Raw genomic sequence first — 18,703 nt, 5'->3', positions numbered from 1 at the left:
TAAATAGAACCGAATATGAAAAAAATAATCATCGCAGCGGGCCTCTTAATAGCAACTTCGACTTATGCACAGACCGAAGTTTCTGTAGGTGTAACGCGTGGTAAAGATTACGGAGTAGTCTATGCACTCCCTCAAACGCAAATCCAACTTGAACTAAAAACCAATAAAGTCAGCTATACACCGGGAGAATTTAGCAAATATGCCGACCGATATTTAAGGCTTACCAATGTCGCTGCCGATGCTTATGAATATTGGGAACTGGTTGGGGTAACGATCAAAGCAGTCGGGGTGCCCAACAACGCCGCAACTTATTTTGTGAAGCTAAAAGACAGAACTGCTGCCCCGCTGATCGAATTGACCGAAGATGGCATTGTGAAATCAATCAATATACCTTATAGCGGAAAGAAAGCAGAAGCAGCCAAGCCAACGCTAACTCCCCCCAAAAAGGTCAATCCGCGTGAATTTCTGACGGAAGAGATTCTGATGACAAACTCTACCGCAAAGATGGCTGAACTGGTGGCTAAAGAAATTTATAATATTCGCGAAAGTAAAAACGCTCTATTGCGAGGACAAGCTGATAATACACCATCGGATGGAGCTCAGCTGAAGATCATGCTTGACAACCTGAACCTTCAGGAGGAAGCCATGACTGAGATGTTTTCCGGAACAAGTGAAAAAGAAGAAAAAACATTTATTGTACGCATCACACCGGATAAGGAACTGAACAATGAGGTAGCTTTCCGCTTTTCAAAGAAATTGGGCGTAGTAGCAATAATGATCTGGCAGGAGCTCCTTATTATATCAATGTGAAGGATTTAAAGTCGGTAACTATTCCACCGGAAGATCCGAAAAAGAAAAAAGAACTGGATGGCATTGCCTACAACGTACCGGGCAAAGCTTTGGTTACACTGACCGACGGCAAACAAAAGTTATACGAGGAGGAGATTTCGGTTACTCAGTTCGGTGTCTTAGAGTTTCTGGCTCCCGTTTTATTTAATAAGAACTCGACAATCAAAGTTCTATTCGATCCGACAACAGGTGCCTTGATTAAAGTCGACCGGGAAGAAGGTAAATAAATAAACTTTTGAAAGAAATATGATTCAGCAAGGGCTGTCCACTTTGTTGGACAGCCCTTGCTGTTTAGCCTATAATCTTTAGATTCTCCTTCGCTCCTATTACGCGCATATAGAGGATGACCGCTTTATACCAGCCATCGCCTACGTATCAGTAAAATGATACCTTTTCAATACCAGAATACTCCCTCCAACACAATGTTCACTTTTAGCCTTCAGTCTTTCAGTTTTCACATAATGAGCTAACAAACAATACATTAGACTGAAAGCAAGACTATATTTAGGTTTCAGCCCTTTCAGTTTATTAGCTTCTTCAGTAAACGACCGAACTCTCACAATGAATAATTTGCATCGGGTCGGCAGATCAATCAAGCTGAAAACACCCATGAAGTCTGCCACAGTACGGAAACATAAATAGTCGTTTGTATGCAAGCAACTTGATTTTAAAACTTCAGATAACTTTATCTATTGCAATAAAAAGTGGCTGAAACCAGAAAGTTCTCTTTCAGCCATTGCTTTCAGCCAAATACTTCTATATATCAACAAGTTAACCTCAAAACTGAAAACTGAAAGAGAAAAACGAAACAAGAATATTGTGGTATTTTACCATCGGATTCCAAAGAAATCGATCCCTATTTTGTCTCACAACAGCCGCATCGCTTACGCATTCGAAAAAACTGCGTGGTAGAGATCAGGTATAGAAGAGAAAGGTAATGCTATTGTTGCTATTCACCTTTATTCGAACGAGCCGAATCGATCAATTGAGTATTCCGGAACATGACCTCTTTTAGACAAATAGCCCCCGGGCATTGCGCAATGCCCGGGGCTATCAGTTGAATTGCCCGGCGCATTCGGATAAAAGCCGGGGCAAGTAAATGAATTCAAGCAACTAATGGAGAATTCTAGTCAGCAACGGTCAGTTGAATGAATTTATCTTTCTGTAGCTGATAAAGGTAGGTCGATACGCGTGATTCATAAGCATCTTCATGCTGAAAATGATCACCGAGTACTTCGAGTATTTCATGTACCGTTCGCTTGCCGTCTATTGCCTCCCAAACAGCTGTACCATGTTCTTCCAGCGCAACACGTATCTCTTTTGATACACCTTTCGGAATCAAAAAGCGCTGTATCCATTTATTTCTGAAACGGGGAAAGGAGAGCACAATCGTCTCCCCTTCCCATTCAGTCTTAACCTGTTTACTGCGACAGGGAACTACATCCAGAAAATTAAATTTCTCTTTCGTACCCATTCACTTATTTCTTTATATTGGCTTCCTCTAGGCCATAACCCTTCTTCCGGTCTTCTGCCTTAAGCATTAAAGCTACGATTAAAGCTAGTACACCGAATACAGCAAAGATAGCCATCGGTAGTGTATAGTTATATGTTTGAGCACCGTTCACAACCGGACCCTTGCAGAATGAGTTTAGTACCCAACCGATCAACAAAGGTACACCCATCAATCCCCAGTTTTGTACCCAGAAGATCAGAGCGTAAGCTGTTCCTAATTGTCTCTCCGGTATAATCTTCGGTACGGAAGGCCACATAGCCGAGGGAACCAATGAGAAAGCAAAGCCCAGAACAATCATAATCAGTGTAGCGAACCACCATATGTTCAAGATCGGCAAAGCGAATAATGTATGTACTACAATCAGCATCACAGCACCAATTACCATCAGCGTAGCTCCTTTACCAATACGGTCGTATAAAGAACCGAATAACGGAGTAAGTATGATGGCTCCAATAGGCAACAAGCTGGAATTATTCCGGCCATCTTAGGATCTACCTGGTATTTTTGCACCATTAGGTCGGCAGCATATTTAATAAATGGGAATACAGCCGAATAGAACAACACACACAACAACGCTATCAACCAGAAGCCTTTATTGGTAATGATATACATAATATCTTTTACCCGGAATGGTTCCTCCGGCTCAAGTCCCTGAGCATCTAACGAAGCATCGAGTTTCTTATCATAGAAAGTATAGATAAAGAAAGCGATTGTTCCTACACAAAGCATGATCAGACAGAACAAAATAGGTGCCGGGATATTGGTATGAAAAACGCCTGCTTCATCGGTATGTCCGAAGTAATCGGCCAAAGGCACGGTAAGAACCATAGCGAGTGTTGTACCGATACGAGCCGTAGCCATTTCAAGCCCCATGGCTAATGCCATTTCTTTGCCTTTAAACCATTTCACGATAATCTTGGAAACGGTAATACCGGCAATTTCTACTCCAACACCAAAAATAGCATATCCCAATGCAGCCAATGCAACCTGCATTCTAAAGCCAAATAGCACAGCTCCTTCGGGGAAGGTAGTAGAGATGGCATAGTACTTGATTCCGCAACCAAATACCATTAATAAACAAGCCCCCATTCCGGTAAAGCGAACGCCCATCTTATCCAAGATAATACCACCGAAGATTAGCATCAGCAAGAATACGTTGAACCACCCGTAAGCACTGGTAAAGAAACCATAGTCCAAACTGTCCCATAGAAGCTCTTTTTCAAGCATGGGTTTCAAAGGAGACATAACGTCGGTTAGGAAATAGCCGCACAACATAGTAAATGCGACCAAAGCTAGAACGCTCCAGCGCAACACTTTGGAGTCATTCAATTTTTGTTTCAATTGTTCTGTCATTGTAATATTCAGATAATGAAGTTGATAAATTCTACAGAAATAGCAAAGGTAATTAATTCTACCTTGCTCTCATCGCCAAAGAGATATTTTTCAAACAAAAAATAAGCGAAACAGTTAATTCTATCTGAATTACTGTTTCGCTTTATGTTTCTAAGAACATGTCCTTTACAGATTATTCTGCTGCAGGGTTCGGTGTTTCAACCGGTGCCGGTGTTCCTGTTGCCGGAGCAGATTCTGTAGGAACAGCATCTGTTTTAGGAGCAGTAGTTCCGGAAGGCAGCGTATACGGATTTGTTTTTTCTTCTTGCTTAGCTTGTTCAATCAACGCATCTTGTGTAGTAGATGAAGAGGTCGGAACAACATACGCAGTAGCAATGCTCATTACAACCATAAATACGGCAAGGCCCCAAGTGAATTTCTCCAGAAAGTCAGTAGTCTTACGCACACCCATGATCGCATTTGATGAGGAGAATCCTGAAGATAGTCCACCTCCTTTTGAGTTCTGAATCAGCACAATGAAGCACATCAGTATGGCTGCAATCACCATTAAAATAATGAATACTAAATACATTTTTTATTATTTTGAATTAGCGTTAATAATCAATTTCTCCAAAAATCTTATTTGGTCTGCAAAGTAAGCATTTTTTTTGGATATTTCAAACTTAATTTTTTAATAATTTCGAGAGCTTTCGAATATCTTCGCTGTTTTATATAAATTTTAGCCAAAGTTTCGGTGAAACAACTCTCATCCTCTTCTTCCGCAGTACGATTATCTTCTTCTACAACTACTGACTGCTCTTCTTCCTCTTCAAAAGGTTTCATACAAATCTTCGGCTCGGCTTCGCTTTTCTCGATAAAACCATCGATCAATTCAAAGCAGCGAAGTTTCGGTGTATCTTCTTCGGGCTGATTGGTTTTCGTCTCCTCTTGCAATAGATAACCGGTGTAGTCTGTTGTATAATCAAACTCGGTCTGAGCCGTCACTTCATCAGGCATGGTAGACAAAAAAGCATCAATCAGTGTCAGCGTTCGATCGACAGAAGCTCCTCAGCAAGCTCATCGACTTGGGAAGCCTCTTTCTTACGCGGGTAGAGCGTGAAGCGTTCTCCCTCGATCAATTCAAAAAGTTTCCGGCGATCGGTTACATATAACACAGCTTTTCGTAGTTCCGTTCCAAAGCTGATATCATGAAGAATGTACAGGTTTTTAAGATAAAGCAATCGAAGAGTCTGAAAATACGGATAGCGTACGAGCAGGTTCCGCAGTTCGTATAGAGAATCTCTATCCAGCTTCTCAGGATGCTGAATCCATTGTTGTAGGTTAACAGAAGACATTTAAATTACCAGTTCGCTACAGTAGCATTAAAAATTTGATCAGTTATCTCTTTCGTCATTTCAGCGATTAGTCCGTCTTGTACGGCCGTCAACAATTGAGTAGACGTATAGGTACGAAAAGCTGAAAATTGTTGATTATCGAAGTCTTCCGCATGATTTGTATTGTTAACAAAGCGCACGTTCACTGTTATAGTCAGCTTCGTTTCCGAAGAATAACCATCGGCAGCTACCGCTTGGTTATACTGGTTATACCCGGTAATTTCACCTTCAATCTGCAAGTCGGCATTCTGACTGGGTTTAACTAGTTTCAAACGGGTTTGGCGGATAAATATATCTTTCAAATCTTCATTAAATCGAGTAGCCAACGGGGCATACACATAGTCCGATTTGATAGGGAAATCGGCAATAGAAATCGTCTTCACCTTATCATAATTGATAGATGATCCGTTAAATTTATAGGAAACAGAGCACGCTAAAACAATTACCGGCAAAACGAAATACATCGTTACCCGCGCTACTTTCTTAATCCAATCCATATTCTTTTATTTTTCTGTAAAGGGTACGCTCTGATATATTCAAATCTTTAGCCGCACTTTTCCGCTTTCCATGATGCTTATCCAGTGCTTTGCGTATCATTTCTTTTTCCACTTCATCTAGTGACAATGTTTCTTCCACATACTCCTCAGTATCCTGAATATCATCATCGTCATCCTCGCACACAGTCGGCTTCACCGGATGAATAATCGCAGGCATAGGAGCCTGCTGCGAAGTCATCACCGGAGTAGTCACCACTTGGGCTCCTCGTTCTGCCATCAGGTTATGTACCATTTTCTTCAACTCGGAAACTTCCTGTCGCATATCAAACAAAACCGAATATAGAATTTCCCGTTCGCTCTCAAAACCTTTACCTTCTCGCCGCCCCAACAAAGCCGGGAGGCGTTGCGTGTTCTGAGTCGGAAGATATCCTTGCAGAATAGCCGCAGTGATCTCTCGATTCGTTTCTATAATGGAAATTTGTTCTGTGATATTCTTTAACTGCCGAACATTGCCCGGCCAGGGAAAAGCAAGTAACATTTGTCGGGCGTCATCCATCAGTTGGATAGCCGGCATACGGTATTTTTCCGCAAAATCGGCTGCGAACTTACGGAATAGTAGTAAAGCATCGTCACCCCGCTCACGCAAAGGGGGTATTTGAATGGGGACAGTATTCAGTCGGTAGAATAAATCCTCCCGGAAACGTCCTTCAGCAATGGCCTGCGACAAGTTACATTCGTAGCCGCTACGATACGTACATCTGTTTTCTGTACCCTCGACGATCCAACTTTGATAAATTCACCACTCTCGAGCACACGCAATAGGCGCGCTTGAGTGGGCATTGGTAATTCACCCACTTCGTCGAGAAAGATAGTACCTCCATCCGCTTCACCAAAATAGCCTTTCCGCTCACCAATAGCTCCGGTAAAAGCTCCCTTTTCATGTCCGAATAGTTCGGAGTCAATGGTACCTTCCGGTATGGCTCCGCAGTTAACTGCAATGTATTGGCCGTGCTTCCGACGGCTATATTGGTGGATAATCTGTGGAAAGCTTTCTTTTCCTACTCCACTTTCTCCCGTGATCAGCACAGACAAATCGGTTGGTGCTACCTGAATGGCAACATCAATAGCACGAGACAGTGCTTCAGCATTGCCTATGATGCCAAACCGCTGCTTCACGAGTTGTATTTCCGCTTTTGTCATACTCATAACATCTTATCCCTCATCATCCACTGTATCCAGCTTCAGTTTATCGCTATCATCACGTTTTTCATAATATTGTTTTCTCAACGGATTCACCCGAGCTTCTTTATCCCGCTGGCGGTTACGGAAGACATCAATGGCTACATAAACAGCCTGACGGAATGAATCTTCACTCGCCACTCCCTTACCTGCTATATCATAGGCAGTGCCATGAGCCGGAGAAGTGCGTACTACCGGCAAACCGGCGGTATAGTTCACGCCATCTTCCATTGCTAAGGTCTTGAACGGAGCGAGCCCTTGGTCATGGTACATAGCCAGGATTCCATCGAAATGTGTATAGTTTCCCGATCCCATAAATCCGTCAGCTGCATAAGGGCCGTAACATAGGATACCTTTTGCCTCCATTTGCTTCATGGCGGGGATAATAACTTCCTGTTCTTCCGTTCCCAGCAATCCGCCGTCACCTGCATGCGGGTTCAACGACAACACAGCGATACGTGGAGCTGTGATTCCAAAGTCTTGTTTCAAACAAGTATGGAATATAGCGAGCTTCTCTTCAATCAGTTCCTTGGTAATTGATGACGCAATATCCCTGACAGGAATATGAGTAGTCGCCAATGCCATCCGAAAGTCGCCTTTCATCAGGATCATCAGTGATTTACTTCCTTCGCCCAAACGCTCTTCGATATACTCGGTATGGCCGGGAAAAGCAAACTCTTCCGACTGAATGGTATGTTTGTTGATCGGTGCGGTCACGATGACGTCTACCAATCCTTCTTTATACTCTTCAACTGCGCGTTCCAAAGCTTTTAACGCAGCTTTTCCAGCTTCCGGATCGGGTTTTGCAAATTCAACCTTTACCTCATCATCCGTGCAGTTCACGACACTCAAGCGGTTGTCTGCCGCCTCGGAAGCGGAATTTATGATGCTGAAACTAGCCTGCAGATCAAGCGACTTGCGATGATAGGCAGCTACTTTGGGAGAACCGTAAATGACAGGAGTACATAACTCTAGCATAGCGGGGTCTGCAAACGTTTTCAAGATTACCTCATAACCTACTCCGTTAACATCGCCCTGAGTGATGCCGATTTTGATCTTGTTATCTTCCATGTTCTTTCTATTTTATTATTCTTTATCTTCGATTTCAGCAGGGTTTTCTTCCCTGTTTTGCTCTTCTTGTTTGGCGGTGGACAGCATGCCGCAAGCGGCAAAGATATCTTCTCCTCTGGATGCCCGGATTGTTGCAAACAAACCATGAGAAGTTAAGTAATCACGGAAAGCAACCATTGTGTCCATATCTGTTCCTTCTAAGTTTACACCCGGAATAGCGTGGTAACGTATCAGGTTCATCCGGCAATCCAATCCGCGTAGCAATTTAACCAATTCTTTTGCATAAACCAAAGAATCATTCACACCTTTAAAAACAATATACTCGAATGAGAGGCGTCGCTGCTTGCTAAAGTCATAGTTCCGGAGCAAATCTACCATTTCCACTATGGAAAAGGAACGCTCAACCGGCATCAAATCAGCACGAAGCAGGGGTATAGGCGCATGCAAGCTAATAGCCAGATGGCAATCGCATTCTTCAATGAAACGCTTCAATCCTCTACGAAGCCCGACTGAGGAAACTGTAATTCGCTTCGGACTCCAAGCATATCCATAATCGCCGGTAAGGACGTGAAGGGCTTTCAATACTTCATCCAAATTATCCAACGGCTCGCCCATCCCCATCATTACAATGTTGGTGAGTTTATCTCGTTCCGGCAACGAATGGATCTGATTAATGATCTGAGCGGCTGTCAGATTAGCTTGAATCCTTGCTTCCCTGTCATACAGAACTTACAATTCATCTTGCAGCCAACCTGCGAAGAGATGCACAGGGTTGCCCGTTCTTCATCGGGTATGTAAACGGCTTCAACAAAATGACCATCGCCTACCGAATAAAGGTACTTCACCGTACCATCGACAGAACGCATTTCATCAACGGGGGCTGAAACACCAACCTCATAGCCTTGCTTGAGGAGTTCGCGATGTCTCAATGACAAATTTGTCATTTCATCGATGGAATTCACTTTTTTCTCGTACAACCACGAGGCTAGTTGCTTGGCTGCGAAACCCGGCATTCCAAGCTCTTTAACTAACTTCTGAAGTTCGACAAGCGGCATTCCCAAGAGAGGGTATTTGGACATCATTCTATATGTTTCACTGTTTATATTTGCAAATGTAAGGAAATAAAGTCGATTAATACGTAGAGAGGATGTAAAAGTTAGCAAAAAAGGTCGCTCCAAACGGAACGACCTTTTTAAGTTTATCGTATCTCCTATTCTTAGAAGAACAGGTAGCGAGTATCTTTAACCTTACCTTTCAGGTACAAATCATTCATAATACGACTAGCGAAACGTGCGTGCATGTTTACAAGTGTAGCTTCTTCCTCTTTTGCATTGAATTCTTCAGCCAATTTGTTCTTAGCATACATCTGCAACACAAATACACCTGCATTACCCTTGATCGGTGCGCTTACTTTATTCACCTCGGCAACGGAAGCGTATGCTCCTACCAATGGTTCGCTGCTACGCAAGCCAGCTACATAAGCCGGAGCTGCGAAAGTTACCATTTTCAGTGAATCGCTAACTGCACCTGTCAGAGCGTTGTATTGATCCAATGTGGAAGCATTCGCTGCTTTCATATCGGCCATGATCTTCTCAGCTTTCTTATCTTTGATTATCTCAGCTCTCAACTGATCTTGTACAGCATTCAAAGGACGATAGCCTTCAGGAGTTACAGCAACAAGACCTACTACGATCATGTGATCACTGTCACCACATTCATACAAGCTGGAAACCTCACCTGCTTTTGCACTGAAGATCCATCTCAAAGCTTCCTTAGTACCTCTTACGTCACCGATTTTGTGTTCAGAGCTATACATACCTTGTCTTTCCAGCAATTTATAACCGGCTTCTTCAGCATTGGCAACCATCTTATCCAAGGTAGGATTAGCAGCTACGAACTGGCTGAAATCATTATAGGCACGATTGTATGTTTCTTTGCTGAATTCAACCTCACGTTTGATCACGGCTACTTTATATTTCTCTTTCACAGCTTTTTTAGCAGTTACCTGAAGAATCAAGTTAGCTTGTCCCAAATCGATATTGCTCAACTCATTAACAGGAGCATCATTGATAGCAGAGATAAATTTCAGATTTTCACCAGCAAGTTGACCACCTTCGTATTGGGCAGCTGTCAACCAAGTTGTTTCGCCTGTCTGTCCGTACTTCTTAGCAATGTCGGCAAAACTAGCACCACCTTTGATTGCAGTATAAACGCTATCAGCCAATGCTTTTGTTTTAACAGCATCTTCAGCTACAATCTGAATCTGACGAAACTCGACTGAGTCAGGAGCTGCAGCTTTTGCTACGAGTTTAAATGAATTAATCGTATTGTCAGCTACATTATAGTAAGGGCCATATACAGCACCAATTGTTACTGAGTCTAAGCGTGCCACTACATCGGCAGGAAACGCTGTCTTGTTCAGGAACAGGTCGGTATAAAGAGTTTCAGATCCGGCAGAACGAACAAATGAAGTATAATCATTGGTAGTTGTAGCCAAGTGTTCTGTCGATTCAACAACTTCTTTTTGAATGGCTGCTCTATCTTCCGCGCTTGCTGTTACTTGTACATCAATGTATTTAATGTCGCGGCTTTCTACGTATTGTTTGAACTGTTCTTTCTTCTTATTATAAAGATCTTTAAGCTCAGAGTCCTTCACAGTAATCGTAGAATCAGATACTGTAGAATAAGGAACAGCAGCCATCAAAAGGTCGTACTGATTTACTCGGGCGTCAAACGCATTTTGTGCTTCTACCGGGTTGGAAAGAAGTGCTTTAGATACCAAAGCCTGATACTTCTCAGCCAAACGGCTTTCACGCAGTGTCTTTTCAATGAATGACCAATACTTGAACATGCTTTGGTATTGCTCAATGTATTGGGCCGGCATTTGCGCCTGATCCATTTTAGAGTATTCTACCAAGAACTTATTCAACATATCTTTATCGAAACGACCTGTTTGCGGATTGCGGAACGGTGTTTGTTGCAACAATGGGTGTACACCGGCTTTCAAGATGTCCTGAATTTCAGCAGTCGTAACTTTTATGCCCAAAGCTTTTGCTTCTTTTTCAATCAATTTGTTGTTGACATAAGAACGCCATACTTCATCACGCACTTGATTGGTTTCGTCGTCATTCAAAGCGGTTGTTCCACGCATGAGTTTTACGACTTCTGTATATTCTTCTACCAAGCTTTGATACTCCTGAGCCGAAATAGCGTCTCCGTTCACCTCACCTGCATCATGCGATTGGTGGGGTTGTAACACCTTCCATGCGTCACCTGCGATGAAAGCAAACAATGCCAAGCCGATCACAACTATCAATAGAGGCCCTTTCGACCTAATGTTTTGTAATGTTGCCATTTTAATTAATACGATTTTATGTTTATTATTATTTTCTTATTTGTCATTTTAGCGCACGAAGATACAAAAAATGCTAATATGCATCTATTTATTAGCCAAAAATTTCACCCTCACCGTCATTATTCTACTACTTTGAGTCGTACAAGTTCAATTTTTGTGGTTGTCACTTTAATTATTTTAAACTGATAGCTCCCTACTGTCACAATTTCATGCAACTTAGGAAAGCTCTGATATTGATTCAGAATCAACCCACCAACCGTCAAATAATCATCCGATTCAGGAAGGTTTAACCCGAAAGTTTCATTTATTTTCTCAATCTCCAAACGTGCCGATAAGATATATTCGTTTTCGCTCAACTGTTTACAAATATACGAGGTATTATCGTGTTCGTCTTCGATATCACCAAAGATTTCTTCGACTAAGTCTTCCAAGGAAACGATGCCGGATGTCCCGCCAAATTCATCAACAACAACAGCGATTGTTTTCTTCTGCTGCATGAAGAGCTGCATCAGTTTGTTGGCAGCCATCGTAGCCGGAACAATGGGCACCTCTTTTACATTTTCACGCCAGTCTTTCGGATTTCGAAACATCTCCGAGGAGTGAATGTAGCCGACTACATTATCAATGTTACCGTCATAGACAATAATTTTGGATATGCCGGATTCTATAAAGCGATTTTTCAGTTCGTCGAGTGAGTTGGCCAAATCAACCGCCACAACTTCGGTACGCGGTACGATGCAGTCGCGGGTTTTTATACTTGAGAAATCGAGCGCATTCTGAAAGATCTTTACCTCAGTATCTAACTCGTCATTATCAGACGCATTGGTGATGCCCAATTGTACAAAGTAATCTAAATCAACCTTACCGAATGCTTTGGCAGAAGCGTCTTTATTTACCTTTATGCCAAAAACACGCAGGAACATACACGAAAGTCCGGACGCTAATTTGGAAACCGGATAGAGAAGTATATAACAGACAAAAAGCGGAATGGCAAAAAAGTTTAAGGCCCGATTCGGGTTTATCTTAAACAAGGTTTTGGGAAGAAACTCTCCCGTCACCAAAATTATAAGCGTTGAGATAACGATTTGCGTCAACACCATTAAGAAGTGATTGCTGATAATATTTGCCAGTAGCTGTTCGCCGATAAGATGGGCCATCAAAACTCCGTAGACAACCAGCGCAATATTGTTCCCAACGAGCATTGTGGATATAAATTCATTGGGATGCCGGAAAAATATGCCGAGAATGCGGGAGTTTATCCCACTTTTACGTTCCATTTCAAACCGCAACTTGTTTACCGAGACAAAAGCGATCTCCATCCCGGAAAAGAAAGCCGAGAAAGCCATGGTTACGATGATAAATAGAAAGATGCTCATAATTACTTTTTTACAGAGTCTTTTTTAAGAGAATCGGTAGCAGCTGGTGCTGTGCTTGCATTTTCATCCACATAAAAGATTCCATCCATGTTGCGGAAAGTGTAAACAGTCAGCTGCTCATTCGAATCAAATCCATACGAGTGAATAATCCGGTCGGGCTGTTGTATGCGAATAAACTTATCCGTGTACACTTTTTGAGTCGCTTGATTCCAATAGAGTAGTTCGGTATTGAAACGCTCGCCTTTCCGGTTCTGTATATCTACATCGCCAATCAGTTTCCAGAGTTTTTCTTTATCGTAAAAGTAGGCGGTATCGGCTTTAATACTAGCTTCTATGTGAAAGACCGAATCGAATTGCTCTAGATAAACGCCTTTTTCGAAAGCCCAATAAGAGGGTTTCTTACGATCAAACATCAGCCATTCTTCCGTTTTAACCCGATAGCGTGTCACTCCTGAATCGGAAATAAGCGTAGTTACTCCTAAGGTTTTCATCACCGGCAGGGAGTCACGTTCAATAATGGCATCACCTAAAGTCTTCTTCTTTCCGTCGCAGGAAGAAAATAAAAGAAGCATAACAGTCGCCCCCAGGACAATTGTTATGCTCATGCTTGTATATAATAAACTGTTACTTCGTTTTCGCAACATAGCTATTTCATTCATTGTAGCTTCTCCGTTTTTGACTGCCTGAATGCAGTCTCGAGTGCCACCTTCTGTTAACAAAGGAATCCTTACGGAGCAGCGTTTTATTATTATTCTACTCTACGTTTGAAGAACCAACGTTCATTAAATGTAAGTCCGACACAGACGCGGAAGATATTTTCGTTCAGCACATTGGCTCCCTGTCCGCTTACACGTACAAACTGACCACTGATGCTTAATATGGAACGAGAGCGAGGAATTGGTAGTCCGAAACCACCTGTTACGCCAAATTCACGTGCCGCTTTTTCACCATTTATTTTATAATAAGGTGTCGTATAATAAGCGCCCAAACGATATTTCACGTGACCTAGATAAGAACGTCCTGTTAAACTAGGAATGTATTCTGCACCGACTGATATTTTAGAACGATCGGTAAAAGCGTAAGTTTCTTTCATACCTCCGTCTAGATCATCGCCTTTATAATCAACATCACTCCATTTTTGCAAACTATAATCAACCCCCAAGGTTAATTGCCTATTATAGTTGTAGGTTACTCCGACTCCAAAGCTATGGGGTACTGCTAAAGTTGCGTCAATATTCTTCTCATCCTCCACACTAGCCGTTGTTTTCAAACTCGCATCATTATTAAGATTATGCTTTGGAGAGTAGACTGCCCCAACCGTGAATGAATGTTTCTTGTCTAAGCTATGAGTATATTGTGCACCGAAGTCCAATTTATAATCCGAAACAGAGACTGCTGTTGTCTTTTTGAAAGAATAAGCTGACGAATTTTCTGGATAGTACATCGCCAATGTGCGTGTAATATCTCCCCAAAAATAAGAGACATTAGCGCCAACAGAAAGATTTTTAAGAATTTTGAAGCCAAGACCACCGTATAATTGGTGTAAGCCACCATCACCGGATAGTGTTTTTGCATAACTGGGAACAGTCGAACCATTTCCGACTACAGTTTCCGTCAGATTATACCCAACATTAGAGAAAGGCAATAACCCGATACTCATTGCTAATCTAGGATGCAAACGAAATTGCATAGCCAAGTAGTCAAAACTGGAGTTTTTAGCGTTTAACTTCACTCCATTATCGTTTACATTCATGTTTTGCAGACTGACACCTCCCTCAAATAGGAATGTCAATGAATCGATAGCTGTATACGATGCGGGATTCAGTGGATTTATCTGTGCTCCGTCGCGAAGTCCAAAACCTACTCCTCCCATTGCTCTGCTGTTTCCGAACCCCTGGTCGGACAAATCGCCAAAGCCATATCGTGTATAAGGAGAGTTTGTATTATTTTGAGCGATTGCCACTCCGGTAACCATCGTGAGCAAAAGCGCACAAAGCGTGTGTTTAAATCCTACCATTATTATAGTTTAAAATTCTATTTAATCCTTTCAACACTAAAAATCTGTCTGCAAAGATGATACTTTTTACGCTGGTATCAAAAGAAAATTCATCTCCGCCCGTTAAAAAAACCAAAAGTTCAGAATATTTATGTTTCATCTCCGTTATATATCCGGCGATTTCATATTCTATTCCTTTGTGTACTCCGGCACGTATTGCCGTCTCCGTATCACGTCCCAGAGGGAGTTTCCGTCCATCTGACTCAAGTAACGGAAGGCGTCCGGTGAACTGATGAAGAGCTTTGAAGCGCATCTGCAGTCCGGGAGAAATATTACCGCCATGATACTGTCCGTTAGAATCGATAAACTCATAAGTTATACAGGTCCCCGCATCAATTACCAGTACATTCTTATCCGGAAATTGCTCGTGAGCACCTACTACGGCTGCTATCCGATCATAGCCCAATGTTTCCGGTGTTTCGTATAAGTTAACAATCGGCAACGGCGTTTGAGAATTGAGCCAAAGTATCGGCAAACGGAGTGCACCGAAACGACTCAGCAATTCTCCGTCCAAATCGATTACCGTAGCTACAATTGCCTGCTCAACCTGATATTTAGAGCAAAGACTCTCCAAACACTCCAAGGAGCGATTCGAGGCATAAACCACTTCGACCATGACACTGCCTTCAAACAAGGCGATTTTTGCCGCTGTATTTCCTATGTCAATAACCAGATTCAACCTTACTACGTTTTCTTTTGGACGCGCAAAGGTAAAGCAAAAAAAAGAAACAGCAATATAGAAGCGAAAATATCCGGGAAAACTTTTTTCAAGCTTCAAACCAAGCCGCCAATATTTCAAGTAAGTTCGCAATTGACCGAGGTGAGCCGCTACCGGATATAAACATTATCTATAAGATTAAATGCGCAAACAATATTCAGTTAAAATGCACCAAACAATCAGCAACAAGAAGCCTATATATAAAGGTAATTACAGATAAATCGAGAATCATTTTGAACCATATATGCATAGATCTCATTCTTCGTAAAACGGTCCAAATTAGTCTGTCACAACAGCCAATCGAAAGTCTTTCTTTAGTAGAATTAATTCGTTCGACCTAGGTCGAACGAAACAAACACCTTGGTCGAACGAAGCGGACACCCGGGTAGAACGAAACAAACACCTCGGTGGAACGAATACTTATTTAAAACAAAAGGGTTAATTTGTAAGATACTCCGAGTGCATCTTTCTACTTTTCAACAAATAGTTGTATCTTCGTCGCCAAAATTAAGAAACACTTAAGCGGATGAAACGGAATTTACTTTATACCTATATATCTATCTTCCTTTTTTATGGCCGGCAGTTCAGACAACCGCTACTGAGAACGATTCCATCCGCCTCAGTCTGCTGACTTGCGCACCAGGTGAAGAAATCTACTCACTTTTTGGGCACACAGCTATTCGCTATGAAAATCCCTCCCGAGGTATCGATGCCGTTTTCAACTACGGAATATTCAGTTTCAGCGCTCCTAACTTCGTCTTGCGCTTTGCGCTCGGAGAAACAGACTATCAATTGGGAGCTACCGATTACGAATACTTTGCCAAAGAATATGAGTATGACGGGCGCAGCGTATGGCAGCAAGTACTAAACCTGACCAATGAAGAAAAGACAGAGCTGATACGTTTGTTGGAGGAAAATTACCGTCCGCAAAACCGTGTTTACCGCTATAACTTTTTCTACGATAACTGTGCTACCCGTCCCCGGGATAAAATAGAAGAGAGCATAGAAGGGCAAGTAGTTTACCCGACTACTCCACCCGACAACGCCCGTTCGTTCCGTGACATTGTTCATCAATATTGCCAAGGGCATCCTTGGGCCCGATTTGGGATTGATCTATGCGTAGGTAGTGATGCTGATGCCCCCATTACCCGTCGCCAAATGATGTTCGCTCCATTCTACCTGATGGACTTTTTCGCTCAGGCACAGATTAGCGGTCAGCAGACAGAGCGCCCGCTGGTATCTTCCGTAGAAAAGATTGTCGACGTTACACCTGAAAAAGATACCGCCTGGATGCCAACCCCTCTGCAATGTGCACTTTTGCTGTTTATACTAACTGCCGCAGGAACTATCTACGGCATACGTCGCAAGAAAGGACTCTGGGGTATTGATCTCTTTTTATTCGGAATCGCAGGGGTGGCCGGCTGTGTTCTTGCCTTTCTGGCCATATTTTCCCAACACCCGGCTGTCAGTTCCAATTATCTTCTTTTTGTCTTCCATCCCGGACATCTTTTTCTACTACCTTACATTGTTTATTGCATTCGAAAAGGCAAGAAATGTTGGTATCTGGTCTTGAATTTAGCCGTTTTAACATTATTTATAGTGCTTTTTCCGCTCATACCACAGAGATTTGACTTTGCTGTCGTACCTTTGGCACTCAGTTTGCTGATACGTTCAGCGAGCAATTTGATTTTGACCTATAAAAAGAAATAATGAAAGGACTACTCACTTCCCTCATCACCGTACTCACCTTCACCGGGTTGCAAGCCCAGTCGTTGCCCACTGCCCCCAAATTGGTAGTCGGTTTGACGATCGATCAGCTGCGTACGGACTACCTTGAGGCCTTTTCTTCCCTTTATGGCGAGAAAGGATTCAAGCGTCTTTGGAAAGAGGGTAGAGTATTTCGCAACGCTCAATACACATTTAGTAACATAGACCGCTCTTCGGCAATCGCTGCCATCTATAGCGGTACATCACCTTCCATGAATGGCATTATAGCCAATCAATGGATGGATGCTTCCACCCTGCGTCCAGTGAATAGCACAGACGACTCGGCATTTATGGGGTACTACACCGACTACGCTAGTTCACCGTCCAAGCTACTCACATCGACTATTGCCGACGAATTGAAAATAGCAACTCAAGGCAAGGCAGAGGTTTATGCCATCGCCCCTTTCTGCGACGCTGCCATTTTTGCCGCCGGACATGCCGCCAATGGCGCTTTCTGGCTCAACCCTAACACCGGTAAATGGAGTGGCAGTACCTATTATGGAGAATTCCCATGGTGGGCAAATCAGTACAACGACCGTCAAGCCATCGATTTTCGAATAAGCGGAATCACTTGGGAACCGGTTTACCCACGTGGCATGTACACTTTCCTGCCAGATTGGCGGGATATCGTGTTTAAATACAAATTTGATGATGATCGGAAGAATAAATTCAGAAGATTCATCACCAGCCCCTTTGTCAACGATGAAGTCAATGCACTCACCGAAGAGCTGCTAAGCAAAGGAACCTTAGGGATGGACGACATCACCGACCTACTCTCGCTGACATTTTACGCCGGAAACTACGCACACAAATCACCACAAGAATGTGCGATGGAGATTCAGGATACATACGTTCGCTTAGACCGAAGCATTGCCAGCCTACTGGAACTAATTGACAAAAAGGTCGGCTTACAAAACGTTTTATTCTTCATCACATCTACCGGATACACGGACAGTGAATCCGCTGATTCGGGACTCTACAAAATCCCTACCGGAGAATTCCATCTGAACCGTTGCGCTGCCCTGCTCAACATGTTCCTGATGGCAACCTATGGTGAAGGTACCTACGTAGAAGCTCATTTCGACCAACAAATTTATCTGAATCATAAACTATTGGAGAAGAAGCAGCTCAATCTCATTGATGTACAAGAGAAAGCCGCCGAATTCCTCATACAATTTAGTGGAGTAAACGAAGTTTACTCAGCAAACCGCCTTCTATTGGGAGCTTGGACTCCGGAAATTTATAAAATACGCAACAGTTACCACCGCAAACGCTCTGGTGACCTCATTATCGACGTACTCCCCGGATGGACCATTGTAAACGAAAACGGACAGGAAAATAAAGTGGTACGCAGTGCCTATATTCCCTCCCCGCTAATCTTCATCGGACACTCGGTGAAGCCGGCTATCATACAGACTCCTATCACAATTGACCATATTGCGCCTACTCTGGCTCACTTCATGCGCATACGGGCACCCAACGCTTGCCCAACATCTCCTATTACCGACATCCGGTAATTGTTTCCGCGCAAAAACC

The 18,703-nt window shown here is 42.8% G+C and carries 11 protein-coding genes and 5 pseudogenes; 3 read left to right on the top strand and 13 right to left on the bottom strand.

The annotated features are described in order from the left end of the window. The first annotated feature begins 15 nt into the window (after positions 1–15). A pseudogene (locus tag JCM10512_RS02855) lies at positions 16–1,076 on the top strand (DUF4831 family protein). Positions 1,077–1,975: 899 nt separating this feature from the next. On the opposite strand, the gene JCM10512_RS02845 reads toward JCM10512_RS02855, so the two are convergent. The 13 genes and pseudogenes from JCM10512_RS02845 to JCM10512_RS02785 all read right to left on the bottom strand — a co-directional run bounded on the left by JCM10512_RS02845 (position 1,976) and on the right by JCM10512_RS02785 (position 15,361). Beyond that, complete coding sequence (locus JCM10512_RS02845) at positions 1,976–2,323, bottom strand: PqqD family protein (RefSeq protein WP_044160234.1); 348 nt, start codon at positions 2,321–2,323, stop codon at positions 1,976–1,978. A gap of 4 nt (positions 2,324–2,327) precedes the next feature. Continuing rightward, a pseudogene (locus JCM10512_RS02840) lies at positions 2,328–3,715 on the bottom strand (MFS transporter). A gap of 172 nt (positions 3,716–3,887) precedes the next feature. Continuing rightward, entirely contained in the window at positions 3,888–4,286 is a 399-nt protein-coding gene (gene secG / locus JCM10512_RS02835) for a preprotein translocase subunit SecG (protein ID WP_044160233.1), read from the bottom strand. 6 nt (positions 4,287–4,292) lie between these two features. After that, positions 4,293–5,049: pseudogene (locus JCM10512_RS02830) on the bottom strand (DUF8458 domain-containing protein). A gap of 5 nt (positions 5,050–5,054) precedes the next feature. After that, positions 5,055–5,585, bottom strand: a complete 531-nt coding sequence (locus tag JCM10512_RS02825; protein ID WP_044160231.1) for an LptE family protein — start codon at positions 5,583–5,585, stop codon at positions 5,055–5,057. Further along, a pseudogene (locus JCM10512_RS02820) lies at positions 5,572–6,785 on the bottom strand (sigma-54 interaction domain-containing protein). The gene JCM10512_RS02825 and the pseudogene JCM10512_RS02820 overlap by 14 nt, the downstream one beginning before the upstream one ends. Positions 6,786–6,797: 12 nt before the next feature. Beyond that, positions 6,798–7,895, bottom strand: a complete 1,098-nt coding sequence (pdxA, locus tag JCM10512_RS02815) for a 4-hydroxythreonine-4-phosphate dehydrogenase PdxA (protein ID WP_044160229.1) — start codon at positions 7,893–7,895, stop codon at positions 6,798–6,800. A gap of 15 nt (positions 7,896–7,910) precedes the next feature. Then, positions 7,911–8,974: pseudogene (rlmN, locus tag JCM10512_RS02810) on the bottom strand (dual-specificity RNA methyltransferase RlmN). Between the two features lie 137 nt (positions 8,975–9,111). After that, positions 9,112–11,250, bottom strand: a complete 2,139-nt coding sequence (locus tag JCM10512_RS02805) for a peptidylprolyl isomerase (protein ID WP_044160219.1) — start codon at positions 11,248–11,250, stop codon at positions 9,112–9,114. A 119-nt stretch (positions 11,251–11,369) separates the two neighbouring features. Further along, the gene (locus JCM10512_RS02800; protein ID WP_044160217.1) at positions 11,370–12,626 is read right to left on the bottom strand and encodes a hemolysin family protein; all 1,257 of its coding nucleotides are present in this window, start codon (positions 12,624–12,626) and stop codon (positions 11,370–11,372) included. Positions 12,627–12,628: 2 nt separating this feature from the next. Further along, positions 12,629–13,231, bottom strand: coding sequence for an LPS export ABC transporter periplasmic protein LptC (gene lptC / locus JCM10512_RS02795; RefSeq protein ID WP_044160305.1), 603 nt, complete (start codon positions 13,229–13,231; stop codon positions 12,629–12,631). 143 nt (positions 13,232–13,374) lie between these two features. After that, complete coding sequence (gene bamG / locus JCM10512_RS02790; RefSeq protein ID WP_044160215.1) at positions 13,375–14,643, bottom strand: BamG family beta-barrel-assembly machinery protein; 1,269 nt, start codon at positions 14,641–14,643, stop codon at positions 13,375–13,377. Then, positions 14,630–15,361 carry a type III pantothenate kinase gene (locus JCM10512_RS02785; protein WP_044160302.1) on the bottom strand — a complete coding sequence of 244 codons (732 nt, stop codon included), beginning with the start codon at positions 15,359–15,361 and terminating at the stop codon, positions 14,630–14,632. The genes bamG and JCM10512_RS02785 overlap by 14 nt, the downstream gene beginning before the upstream one ends. Before the next feature lie 594 nt (positions 15,362–15,955). On the opposite strand from JCM10512_RS02785, the gene lnb reads away from it, so the two are divergent. After that, positions 15,956–17,110 (top strand): lipoprotein N-acyltransferase Lnb, encoded by a 1,155-nt coding sequence (gene lnb, locus JCM10512_RS02780; protein ID WP_044160213.1) that lies wholly within the window; start codon positions 15,956–15,958, stop codon positions 17,108–17,110. Beyond that, a complete protein-coding gene (locus tag JCM10512_RS02775) occupies positions 17,110–18,684 on the top strand; it encodes an alkaline phosphatase family protein (protein WP_044160211.1) in 1,575 nt (524 codons plus the stop codon). The genes lnb and JCM10512_RS02775 overlap by 1 nt, the downstream gene beginning before the upstream one ends. Positions 18,685–18,703 lie beyond the last annotated feature (19 nt).

The organism is Bacteroides reticulotermitis JCM 10512, from assembly GCF_000517545.1.
GTDB lineage: Bacteria > Bacteroidota > Bacteroidia > Bacteroidales > Bacteroidaceae > Bacteroides > Bacteroides reticulotermitis.
This window is presented reverse-complemented; position numbering and strand designations above follow the sequence as displayed.

What these genes read in the sequence shown, in the direction of transcription:
- JCM10512_RS02805 (WP_044160219.1), bottom strand. Translation starts at nt 11,250, where the DNA reads ATGGCAACATTACAAAACATTAGGTCGAAAGGGCCTCTATTGATAGTT.
- secG (WP_044160233.1), bottom strand. Translation starts at nt 4,286, where the DNA reads ATGTATTTAGTATTCATTATTTTAATGGTGATTGCAGCCATACTGATG.
- JCM10512_RS02845 (WP_044160234.1), bottom strand. Translation starts at nt 2,323, where the DNA reads ATGGGTACGAAAGAGAAATTTAATTTTCTGGATGTAGTTCCCTGTCGC.
- JCM10512_RS02800 (WP_044160217.1), bottom strand. Translation starts at nt 12,626, where the DNA reads ATGAGCATCTTTCTATTTATCATCGTAACCATGGCTTTCTCGGCTTTC.
- bamG (WP_044160215.1), bottom strand. Translation starts at nt 14,643, where the DNA reads ATGGTAGGATTTAAACACACGCTTTGTGCGCTTTTGCTCACGATGGTT.
- pdxA (WP_044160229.1), bottom strand. Translation starts at nt 7,895, where the DNA reads ATGGAAGATAACAAGATCAAAATCGGCATCACTCAGGGCGATGTTAAC.
- JCM10512_RS02825 (WP_044160231.1), bottom strand. Translation starts at nt 5,585, where the DNA reads ATGGATTGGATTAAGAAAGTAGCGCGGGTAACGATGTATTTCGTTTTG.
- JCM10512_RS02775 (WP_044160211.1), top strand. Translation starts at nt 17,110, where the DNA reads ATGAAAGGACTACTCACTTCCCTCATCACCGTACTCACCTTCACCGGG.
- lptC (WP_044160305.1), bottom strand. Translation starts at nt 13,231, where the DNA reads ATGAGCATAACAATTGTCCTGGGGGCGACTGTTATGCTTCTTTTATTT.